We start from the raw sequence: 10,629 nt of genomic DNA, 5'->3' as shown, positions 1-10,629 counted from the left end.
TGGGCCAGCGTGACCGTGCTGCGGTCCATGTGATCGAACACTGCGAATTTCATGCATTTCCCTTGGTGATGGCCGCGCGCGGGGGCAGCGGTCGTGACGCAAGTCATTTACGCCGAAACCGCCCGCCAGCTAGATGTGGCCATGGGCGCGGACTTGCTTGTTGACGCAGGCGAGTAACTGCGGCGGCTCTGCGCTCACGCTGCACACTGCCGTGGCGGTCAACCCCCGGCGTTCTCTGTCATATGAGGTGCTGGCGATGGCGACGGCGGACGGGATGCGGCGCATGGCGGCCTTGAACGTGTTCGCGCTGGGCGGCATGCCTTGTCTCCAGAATTCAATATAATTGAATCATTTGATAATGTTTAATTGATGATAGGTGGGCCCGCAAAGGCTTGTCAAACCGGCTATGCAATACGCTGGGCGTTTTCTGTGTCGGCCTCTTATCGGTTCTTGAATTCATGGCATCCAATCAGGCAGGCATTCTCACTCCGCCCGCCTCGGGCCCGCGCGGCATCCAGTCCATCGAGATCGGTTACCGGATCCTGGTGGCGATCCAGATGGGCCCCGGGGCGGTGGCGCTGAAGGACATCGCCGCCCGGGCCGGTGTGGCGCCTAGCGCAGCCCATAACTATCTCGTCAGCTTCGTGCGAACCGGGATGGTCAAGAGCGATGGCCGAGGCTTGTACAGGCTGGGACCCAGCCTGGCGGCGCTTGGCATGACGGCAGCGCGAGATGTCGACCATTTCGAGCTAGTCCGCGTGGCGGCCGTGGAGTTGGCCGAAGAAACCGGGCTGGGCGTGGCCGTGGTCATTTGGAGTAACGGGCCCGTCATCCTGATCAATCAAGCGGCGGTGAGGGGGCGCATTTTCGACCTGCGCAACGGGCCGGTAGAAATGTTGCACACGGCTGCCGGCCATGTCTTCGCGGCGTACCTGCCTGCATCGGCGGTATTGCCGGTCCTGGTCCGGGAGCTGGAAACCGACGGCCTAGCCGTGACGCAGGCCGAGGCCCAGGCCAGGCTGGGGCGCATACGCCGGGCGGTGATCGATAGAGGATATTCGGTGGTCGAGCTGCGTACTTTGCCTACCTATGTTGCGGTGAGCGTGCCGATATGGAACACGCACGGCGAGGTGGCGTACGGGTTGACCATTACGGCCCCGATGTCGATGCTGGACACGAGTCCAGGCAGCGCCCAGATCCGCGCGCTGCGGGAGAAGGGACGCGAATTGTCGAGGTTGCTCGGGGCGCCTGCGGAGCGTTGGGCCGGCTAGCGGCAAAGCGCGCGAGCGCCGCCGCCACTTTCCGGCCCGGTTGCGGGACGTATCGGCCGCGGCGACGAAACTCGCACGATAGTCTTACAGGTTGTGGGGATACTCGAGCGGGCCGTCGACGCGATGGGCGGTGCGGTATTCCTCGAGTTCGCGTAGTACTTGCGCGCGGCTGACGGGCGCCCCCGAGGACTGGATGACCCGCTCGGGGTAGCCGTCGTCGGCGTAGACGATTCCGCCATTGGCCCGGGCTTGCTCCAGTTCGGCACGGACTTGATCGCGCGTCAGTTCGTACGTCGTGGAGATGGGCGGGGGCGGAAAGTCGTTCCCGATCTCGTTCTGGTCCGCATGCGCGACGGCACCCAGCAGGAAAGACGAAATCAACGCGGTGTAGGCAATGGTCTTCATGGCATTCTCTCCAAAGTGTTTGAAACGGGGCGATTGGGGGTCAACCGCCGTGCTTTGAAGATAGGTGCGCAAGAATTCCTTTAAATACTCCAAAACTTGAAATGACTTTCTTGTTTTGGTGAACAATCGATATTTGCCTGGGCGTTACAAGGTGAGGGCTTCGGGGGATCGCTCGTCCTCCGCGAGCGCGCTGCAGGTTTTTTCCGGTGTGCTTTCCGCCGCGATCCGGTTCTTTCCCTGCCGTTTGGCTTCGTAAAGCTTCCTGTCGGCGCGGGCGAACAGGTCGTAGAGCGGTTCCTTCATGCGGGACTGGGCGATGCCGAAGCTCGCCGTCAGGGTGAACGTGCCGCGGGGAGTCATCACCCGCGTCTGCGCAAGAAGCATGCGCATCCGGTCGGCAGCCTGGGCGGCGCTGGTGTTGGAGGCGCCCGACATCAAGACCGCGAACTCGTCTCCCCCGAGGCGCCAGGCCAGGTCGCCGTGACGGACGCACTGGCGAATGATGCGTCCCACCTCGGCCAGCGCGGCGTCGCCGGCCATGTGCCCGTATGAGTCGTTGATCTGCTTGAAATGATCCAGGTCGAGCAGGATGAGCGCCGAGGGCCGGGCCGCATCGCGCTGTACGTCGCTATAGCCGGACTCCTCGAAGTTGCGGCGGTTCAGCAACAGCGTCTGGGGGTCGGTGATCCGTTCACGCTTGAGCGAGGTCACCACGTCAGCCCATGCCGCGGCCAGCTGCGTGCCGCCGAGCAAGACCAGCATGCCCAGTGATGCCAACATCGTGTCGGGGGATTGGGCGAGGCCGGCGCCGGGGAATACGCCTCCCGCCGTCCGCGCGGTCAGGGCGGTCCCGAGCAGGTGTCCCGCGATAAGGACCAAAAGGCCCCAATGGGCGATACGGTCTTCCAGGCCGGCAGGGCGCGTCGCGCTCAACCGCATCCAGGCCAGGAGCAACAGCGAACCGGTGCCCATGCCCAGCGTGTAGGCAAGGGCCGCGGCGTCTCGTTCGACGAGGTCGAAATAGGCCAGGAGCGCAAACAAGCCGATGCCGAGCGCGGTCAGCGGCGCGGCGTCGGTTTGCGCCTCGCCGCGCGCCAACATGCCCCGGGTGAGCGCGAGCACGCTTGCCACGTAGAGGGTGGCCGCGGCGAGGCGCAGCGGAAAAACAGGCGCCTGGGGTGCTGCCAGCAATGCCGCGCCGGCATACAGGCCGAACGCCAGGGCGTACAGTAGGAGGTAGCGGCGCGAGCGCGCGTGATTCCAGATGCAAAGCGCAAAGCCGGCGAACAGCAACGCGGCCGCCGCATGACCGAATACTATGAGTTGATCGACGGTGAACGGAGCGGGTAATTTCATCTTCGCACTCCTGAGCCCTGGTGCGAGGGGCTCTTCTGGGACCATGGCGTCATCATAGGTACGCCGGCCATGTCGGCAAATGCCTGACGGATAGTTGTTCACATTTGGTGCCCCCGCATCGGGAACGGCGTCTCCCGCGGGGCGGCCACTCGTGGACGGCGCGGCGGCGCGTTAAAGTCTCGTCTGTGATTAATCGCGAGGATGGGGTCGCCGTCCTCGAGCGCTAGAGGGATATCGTGTTTACCGGAATCGTCCAGGGCACCGCCAAGATCATCGCCATTGAAGACCGTGAGGGCTTGCGCACGTTCACGCTCGAATTTCCCCCGGGGTTCTGCGAGGACCTGGCCATTGGCGCCAGCGTGTCGGTGGATGGTGTGTGCCTGACGGTAACCGGCATTGCCAGCCCCACCGTCGCTTCGTTCGACGTCATCCTCCAGAGCCTGAACGTCACCACCTTGTCGGAATATGGCGTGGGCGCGCGGGTCAACGTGGAGCGGGCGGCCAAGGATGGCGCCGAGATCGGAGGGCACCCGCTGTCCGGTCACATCGATTTTTCCACTTCCATCCTGGAGAGCCGCTCCTCCGACACCAACCGTGTCCTGCGCATCGCGATTCCCGAGCCTTTCCGCAAGTACGTTTTTGCCAAGGGGTACATCGCCATCAATGGCGCCAGCCTGACGGTTTCCGAGGTCAATCGGGCCGAGGGCTGGTTCGAGGTCTGGCTGATTCCCGAAACGCGTCGCGTCACCACCTTTGAAGAGAAGACGGTCGGGGACCGGCTGAACGTCGAAATCGAGCGCAGCACGCAGGTCGTGGTGGACACGGTACGCGAAACGGTCCAGGAAAGCCTCGGGCGTCTCGTGCCGGTGCTCGAGGCACTGTTGAAAGAGAAGGGGATGACGCTGGAGGATTTCCTGCCAGCGCCCAAGGCTTCGGATTGAGCCGCCTGCCGTCCCGCCATGCGAGCGGGGCGGAACCGGGAGCGCGGGCTTGGCATGGGCGCATGCTGCGGTTATTATTTACCGAACGATCGGTAAATAAATAGCGCGGGCCCAGCCATGATGACGACGGCATCCTCTCCCAAAAAGCGCCGCCCCGGACGCCCGCCGGTGGTGGCCGACGCGCGCGAGCGCATCTTGCTCGAGGCTTCCAAGCTCTTCGCGCAAAGCGGGTATGAGAACAGCTCCATTCATGAGCTCGCTGCCGCCATCGGGATGACCAAACCGGCCATCTACCACTATTTCGCAACCAAGCAGGACATCTACGACGCCATCATCCTGCGTACGCTGGAGGGCTTGATCGCAGAAGTCTTTCCCGCGGTACAGGCGGAAACCTCCGCCGTGGACAAACTGCGGGTATTCATGACTGTTCACGCCGCGTATCTCGAGCGCAATTATTGGAGCTTCGTCGCCATGCTGGTGGGGTTCAGCGGCATGAGCCCGCATTATCGCGAGGATGCGGCGCGGTTGCGCGATGAGTACGAGCGTTTCTTGCGCCGCATCCTCGAGCAGGGCGTGAAGGAGGGCGTGTTCCGCGCCGGCCAGGTGGCCGTTTCGGGGCGCGCCGTCTTGTCACTGCTGAACTGGATGTCGCGCTGGTTCAAACCCGGCCATGGCAGTAAGGCCGAACACATCGCGCTCGAGTATTTCGAGCTTTTGTACGCCGGCCTGTGCGTGCGACCGGCTTCTTGAAGGGGATCATCATGTCATTAGACGCGGACACTTTGCGCATGCTGGTCGAGGCCACGCGCACCTTCGTCACGGAACGCCTAATGCCGCTCGAGGCCGAGGTGGCGGAAAGCGGTTCGATTCCGCCGCAAGTGCGGGAGGAAATGCAGGCGCTCGGCTTGTTCGGCTTGTCCATTGCGCCGGAGTATGGGGGGCTCGGCCTCAACATGGAGGAAGAGGCCCTGATCGCGATGGAGCTGGGGCGGACGTCGCCGGCGTTCCGGTCGCTGGCCGGCACCAACATCGGGATCGGCTCACAGGCGATCGTGCTGGCGGGTACGGATGAGCAGCGCAAGAAATACTTGCCCAAATTGGCGAGCGGGGAATTGATCGGGTCGTTCGCGCTCACCGAGCCGGAGGCGGGATCCGATGCGCTCTCCTTGCGCACGACGGCCCGGCGTGACGGCGACCATTACGTGCTCAACGGCACGAAGCGGTTCATCACCAATGCTCCGATAGCAGGGCTCTACACGGTGATGGCGCGTACCGCGGAAGGGCGCCGGGCCGATGCGATTTCCTGCTTCCTGGTGGAAGCCGGGACGCCGGGTATTACGCTTGGCAAGCCCGATCGCAAGATGGGACAGGCGGGCTCTCTGACCTGCGACATCATTTTTGAGGATTGCCGTGTGCCGGCCAGCGCCTTGCTCGGCGGTGAGGAGGGCAACGGTTTTCGGACCGCCATGCGCGTGCTGGACAAGGGCCGGCTGCACATTGCTGCCGTGTGCGTGGGCATGGCCGAGCGCCTCATCGCCGAATCCGTCCGTTATGCTACGGAACGCAAGCAGTTTGGAAAAGCCATTGCCGACTTCCAGCTTATCCAGGCCATGATCGCCGACAGCCAGACCGAGGCGTATGCTGCGCGCACGATGGTGCTCGACGCGGCGCGCAAGCGGGACCGCGGCGAGCCGACTACGCTGGAAGCCTCGTGTTGCAAGCTGTTTGCCACGGAGATGGTGGGGCGGGTGGCAGATCGCGCCGTGCAAATCCACGGTGGGTCGGGTTACATCGCGGAATACGCAGTCGAGCGGTTTTACCGAGACGTGCGCCTGTTCCGGCTGTACGAAGGCACTTCGCAGATCCAGCAGCTCGTCATCGCCCGGGAGACGATCAAGGCATATGCGGCCTGAAGGCCGGGAGGAGAAAATATCGATGAAGCAGATCCAGCACGTGGGCATCGTCGGCGCCGGCGCCATGGGGCGCGGCATTGCGCAGATCGCCGCCCAGGCGGGCCTCAGGGTGTCCATGTACGACGCTGCGCCGACCGCGCTTGCCTCCGCGCGCGAGTTCTTGCAGCAGACCTGGGAAAAGCTGGTCCAGCGTGGCAAGCTGGATGCCGCCCAGGCCGCGGCCGCCCTCGAGGCGATCGAGCCGTGCGAGGATCTTTCAGCGTTGCGGGAGTGCGACTTGGTGATCGAGGCCATCGTCGAGCGGCTCGATGCCAAGCAGAACCTCTTCCGGCAGCTCGAGGACATCGTCAGCAGCGAATGCATCCTGGCGTCGAACACGTCGTCGTTGTCCATTACTGCGATCGCTTCCGCCTGCGCGCGTCCTTCCCGCGTCGCGGGCTACCACTTCTTCAATCCCGTGCCGCTGATGAAAGTCGTGGAGGTCGTGGACGGCTTGCGCAGCGACCCGGCCGTCGGCGATGCCCTGGCGGAACTGGCACGTCGCATGGGGCACACGCCCGTGCGCGCGAAAGACATGCCCGGCTTCATCGTCAACCATGCGGGGCGAGGGTTGAATACCGAAGGGCTGCGCGTGCTGCAGGAAGGCGTGGCGACCTGCGCGCAGGTCGATGCCATCATGACCGAACAGGCCGGCTTCAAGATGGGGCCCTTCGAGTTGATGGACCTGACCGGCCTGGACGTCTCGCACCCCGTCATGGAGTCGATCTACACCCAGTTTTTCGACGAGCCGCGGTTCCGTCCTTCGCCCGTGACGACGGTGCGCTTGGCCGGAGGCTTGCTCGGGCGCAAGACCGGGCAGGGGTTTTATACCTATGTCGACGGCAAGAAACAGGTGCAGCCCGAAACGCCTCGACCATCCGTCACGCCCCTACCCGAAGTTTGGGTGTCGCCGGTGAGGCCAGATGCGCGGGCGGCGGTGGTCGAGCTGTTGCTGGGGATGGAGGCCCGGGTCCAGGATGGGCCGCACCCGGGGGATGATGCACTGATCGTGGTGACGCCGTACGGGGAGGACGCCACCACCGCGGCATGCGACCAGGGGCTGGATGCGCGCCGGACGGTCGCCGTGGACACCTTGCACGGGCTGCCGGTGGGGCGCAGGCGTACGCTGATGGCGACTCCCCTGACGGAGTCGAGGTGGCTCGATGCGGCTGCCGCCCAATTTTCCGCCGACGGTGCGCCGGTCACGGTGATCCAGGATTCCCCCGGGTTCGTGGCGCAGCGCATCGTTGCCACGATCGTCAACATTGCCTGCGAGATCGCGCAGCAGCGCATCGCAACTCCGGCGGACATCGACCAGGCAGTCAGGCTAGGCTTGGGCTATCCCCAGGGGCCGCTGGCCATGGGGGATGCCCTGGGTGCCGCCCGCATCGTCGAGATCCTGCGCAACCTGGTCCGGGTGACCGGCGACATGCGTTATCGGCCCAGCCTGTGGCTGCAACGCAGGGCCCAGCTGGGGATGTCTTTGCTGGCGGGCTAGCGGATCGGCGTCGCCCGCTGGTTTTCATGAGCGATCTTCTATCTTCTACAATGCGGCGCTGGTTTTGATGGAGGATGCTATGGGACTTTTCATGGACCCGCGGCGGCGGCCGGATGATACGCGCGGCAGCTATAACCGCCGCCGTGCCCCGTGGCTGGTGCTCGTCGCCATTGGCTGCACGGCCTATATGCTGTCCCGGGGTTATCCGAGTTCCACGGGCTGGATGGCCATGATGGTGCTCTGGCTGGCAGCCATTTTGTCGGTCACGTCGGCGGATTGGAGCGATTTACGCAAGAAATGACCCTTGCACGCCGCCGGCGCGTGCCGGCCCCCAAGCCTTAGTCGCGGCGCTGGGGGCGCAAGGGAGCAGCGGCGGAGGGCGGCTTTTTATCCTTTGTGGTGACACGGCTCGGCGTGCCGTGGGCGGAGGTCGGAAGGTTGCGCTGGTTGGCGGGTGGCAGCAAGGTCGTTCCTGCGGTGGCCCGTGCGGCAGGTGTTTTCGAAGCGGTCGTCATGACGGTCTCCCCAATCCGTAGGGTCCGGCGGCAACCGCCAAGCGCCGCAAGTATCATGCCGCCGGCCCTGGCGGGGCGGCCCGGGTCGCGCCCGGCGTCTATATTGGCGGCCCCAGATAGGTATCATTGAGCCTACCCATCCGCTTGGTCATTTTTCCACTCTTTCTCGCTTTTCCTATCCTTGACTGCCGCTGTTCAACATCCCCTGACCGCCGAGTTGGTCGCCGTGCTCGTGGCTGCAACCGACTCCGAGCCGCTGGTCTTGACGACGCACGATGGGAGCATGCTGCCGTCCGGGCCTTTTGAGTCGGGCCACCGTTCGCTGCAAGCCGGGCTGCGGGCTTGGGTCGAAGAGCAGACACATCATCCGCTGGGGTACGTCGAGCAGCTTTATACCTTTGCCGATCGCGACCGTACCGAGCAGAAGACTGAGCAGCGGGTCATCTCCATCAGTTACCTGGCTTTGACCCGGCAAGGACCTGTTTCCGGTGCGGACGCGGCATGGCATGGCTGGTATCGCTATTTCCCGTGGGAAGACCGGCGTTCGCCGTCTGCAGAGTTGGATGCTTTGATCGCGGGTGCATTGTGCGAGTGGGTGTCCTCGGCATCGGAACCGGCCCTGAAACGCGCACGCCAACAGCGTGTCGACCTGTGCTTTGGACTCGGATCCCGCTCGTGGAACGAAGAGCTCGTCCTGCAGCGCTATGAGCTGCTATTCGAAGCTGGCCTCGTCGAGGAGGCCGCCCGCAGGACGGGACGGCCGGGGCTTTCCCCGCTCGGTCAGCCCATGCGTCACGATCACCGGCGCATTCTCGCCACTGGCATCGCGCGCCTGCGCGCCAAGATTAAATACCGGCCCGTCGTGTTCGAATTGATGCCCCCAGCCTTCACCCTGCTGCAGCTGCAACAAGTGGTGGAGGCGTTGTCGGGGCGCTACCTGCACAAACAGAACTTCCGCCGCTTCATCGAACAGCAGCAGTTGGTCGAGGAGACCGGTGCCTTGTCGACCGAAACGCCGGGTCGTCCGGCCAAATTGTTCCGCTTCCGCGGAGACGTACTGCTGGAGCGCGCCCTGAGTGGTACCAAGCTTCCACTCGCGCGGAGCAATTGAGACGTTCTTCTTCCTTGGGCGCGGCTATCCCTATTGACAGTCTTTATGCTCATATCTAGCATAAAGGACGAGGCTAAAGCCGCCATTTTTTTCCACGGAAAATACTCAAAATGAGCATAAATATTATGGGCGCCTCCGGCAGGGGCGAGACCGAGCAGTGGGATGTCGCCCCGCTTCCGCAAGTCATGATTGAGCCGCTGGTTCGAACTGCCTTGTTGGAAGACCTGGGGCGCGCGGGAGATCTGACGACGAACGCCATCGTGCCGGCCAACCATCGCGGCAGGACGGCGCTGGTGGCGCGCCAACCGGGCGTGGTGGCCGGCATGGATGTGGCGCGCTTGGCGTTCCAGTTGGTCGACCCGGAAATCCGGGTCGACATACGCAAGCCCGACGGCAGCCGTATCCGGCCGGGCGACGTGATCGCCATGGTGGAGGGCAACTCCCGCGCCATGCTGATGGCAGAACGCACCGCGCTCAATTTCCTTTGTCATATGAGCGGCATCGCCTCGTCTACCGCGGCAGTGGTGGACGCCATCGGCGATGCGCGCGCGCGGGTGGTGTGCACGCGCAAGACCATGCCGGGCCTGCGCATCGTGCAGAAGTACGCCGTGCGTGTGGGCGGCGGCTCCAATCACCGGTTCGGCCTGGACGATGCGGTGTTGATCAAAGATAACCATGTGGCGATTGCGGGCGGCGTGGCGCAGGCGGTGCGGCGCGCCCGTGCAGGCGTGGGCCATTTGGTGAAAATAGAACTGGAAGTCGACACGCTGGAGCAGTTGGACGAAGCGCTCGAGCTGAAAGTCGACGCCATTCTGCTCGATAACATGAGCGTGGAGGCCATGGCCGAAGCCGTTCGCCGAGTGGATGGCCGGGCGGTGACGGAGGCGTCCGGCCGCATTACGCCGCAGACGGCGCCGGCGGTGGCCAAGACGGGCGTGGACCTGATCTCGATAGGGTGGCTGACCCACAGCGTGGGCGTGCTGGACATCGGCCTGGATCACGCACCTTCTTGATGCAGGCGCGGGCCCGAACGGCTCACGCGGTTACCCGCCGGAGCCGTTCCTTGGGATTGTCGGGCCCGGTTTGCACCCACCGGAAAAACCGTGCTATAGTTTCGTTCTCGATGCGAACGACGCAACGCAAGAGCGAAGCGGCGGTTGCGGCGAGTGAGATGACGGCCTTGTGCCAGCAGTTACGCCAGGAGGCGGATGCGGTGGGGTTGTCATCGAGAGAGGAAGTTTGCGGTGCCGGATGGGCACGGCGGCTTGATCGAATCGGGAAGTGAGCGTAGCGAACTGAACGATTTGACAGACGAAAAAAACTTCTTCATAATCTCGCTTCTTCGCTGATGACGCAGCGCTAAACGAAAGGCGCAGCGCCGGCGGGGGGAAGAGAAGTAGGCAGTACCGTTCTTTAACAAGTTAACAGCCGATAAGTGTGGGCGCTTGGTTTTGGGCGCGAGACGGCTGAGTTGGGTAAAACTGACTTGGCTGGTCGACGCAAAATGAATCAAGTGCTCGCAAAGGAAATCAGTAGGTAAATCCAATTTACCGGTGATTTCTTTGAGTACGCAAGCGATC

The 10,629-nt window shown here is 63.7% G+C and carries 12 protein-coding genes; 8 read left to right on the top strand and 4 right to left on the bottom strand.

The annotated features are described in order from the left end of the window. Nucleotides 1-129 precede the first annotated feature (129 nt). On the bottom strand, nt 130-318 hold the full coding sequence (locus IRZ12_RS11210; RefSeq protein WP_087783231.1) for a flavin reductase family protein: 189 nt from the start codon (nt 316-318) through the stop codon (nt 130-132). Between the two features lie 140 nt (nt 319-458). Here IRZ12_RS11210 and IRZ12_RS11205 point away from each other — a divergent pair, with 140 nt between their 5' ends. Next, nucleotides 459-1,271, top strand: a complete 813-nt coding sequence (locus IRZ12_RS11205) for a helix-turn-helix domain-containing protein (protein WP_087783230.1) — start codon at nt 459-461, stop codon at nt 1,269-1,271. 84 nt (nt 1,272-1,355) lie between these two features. Here IRZ12_RS11205 and IRZ12_RS11200 read toward each other — a convergent pair whose 3' ends face one another. Together IRZ12_RS11200 and IRZ12_RS11195 are read right to left on the bottom strand one after the other, a co-directional pair. Continuing rightward, nucleotides 1,356-1,676, bottom strand: a complete 321-nt coding sequence (locus IRZ12_RS11200; protein ID WP_087783229.1) for a DUF4148 domain-containing protein — start codon at nt 1,674-1,676, stop codon at nt 1,356-1,358. Between the two features lie 144 nt (nt 1,677-1,820). Then, nucleotides 1,821-3,032, bottom strand: coding sequence for a GGDEF domain-containing protein (locus tag IRZ12_RS11195; RefSeq protein WP_296468385.1), 1,212 nt, complete (start codon nt 3,030-3,032; stop codon nt 1,821-1,823). A gap of 236 nt (nt 3,033-3,268) precedes the next feature. Between IRZ12_RS11195 and IRZ12_RS11190 the strand changes: the two genes are divergently transcribed. The 7 genes from IRZ12_RS11190 (at nt 3,269) to nadC (ending at nt 10,062) form a co-directional block, all read left to right on the top strand. Beyond that, nucleotides 3,269-3,973: a riboflavin synthase subunit alpha gene (locus tag IRZ12_RS11190; protein WP_087783227.1), complete on the top strand. Its 705-nt coding sequence runs from the start codon at nt 3,269-3,271 to the stop codon at nt 3,971-3,973. Between the two features lie 120 nt (nt 3,974-4,093). Beyond that, nucleotides 4,094-4,723, top strand: a complete 630-nt coding sequence (locus IRZ12_RS11185; RefSeq protein WP_296468392.1) for a TetR/AcrR family transcriptional regulator — start codon at nt 4,094-4,096, stop codon at nt 4,721-4,723. An 11-nt stretch (nt 4,724-4,734) separates the two neighbouring features. After that, nucleotides 4,735-5,886 carry an acyl-CoA dehydrogenase family protein gene (locus IRZ12_RS11180; RefSeq protein ID WP_296468381.1) on the top strand — a complete coding sequence of 384 codons (1,152 nt, stop codon included), beginning with the start codon at nt 4,735-4,737 and terminating at the stop codon, nt 5,884-5,886. A 22-nt stretch (nt 5,887-5,908) separates the two neighbouring features. After that, complete coding sequence (locus IRZ12_RS11175) at nt 5,909-7,423, top strand: 3-hydroxyacyl-CoA dehydrogenase (protein WP_296468379.1); 1,515 nt, start codon at nt 5,909-5,911, stop codon at nt 7,421-7,423. Between the two features lie 79 nt (nt 7,424-7,502). Beyond that, nucleotides 7,503-7,724, top strand: a complete 222-nt coding sequence (locus IRZ12_RS11170; RefSeq protein WP_296468377.1) for a hypothetical protein — start codon at nt 7,503-7,505, stop codon at nt 7,722-7,724. Between the two features lie 395 nt (nt 7,725-8,119). Then, nucleotides 8,120-9,049, top strand: coding sequence for a hypothetical protein (locus IRZ12_RS11165; protein WP_296468375.1), 930 nt, complete (start codon nt 8,120-8,122; stop codon nt 9,047-9,049). 110 nt (nt 9,050-9,159) lie between these two features. Then, nucleotides 9,160-10,062, top strand: a complete 903-nt coding sequence (gene nadC / locus IRZ12_RS11160; protein WP_296468374.1) for a carboxylating nicotinate-nucleotide diphosphorylase — start codon at nt 9,160-9,162, stop codon at nt 10,060-10,062. Between the two features lie 209 nt (nt 10,063-10,271). Here nadC and IRZ12_RS11155 read toward each other — a convergent pair. Next, nucleotides 10,272-10,629: hypothetical protein (locus tag IRZ12_RS11155; protein WP_296468372.1), on the bottom strand; the 358-nt coding region annotated here is incomplete at its 5' end.

Source organism: Pigmentiphaga sp. (assembly GCF_019689535.1).
Lineage (GTDB): Bacteria > Pseudomonadota > Gammaproteobacteria > Burkholderiales > Burkholderiaceae_B > Pigmentiphaga.
Note: the sequence above shows the minus strand (reverse complement) of the source record. Positions and strands in the feature narration are given on the sequence as shown.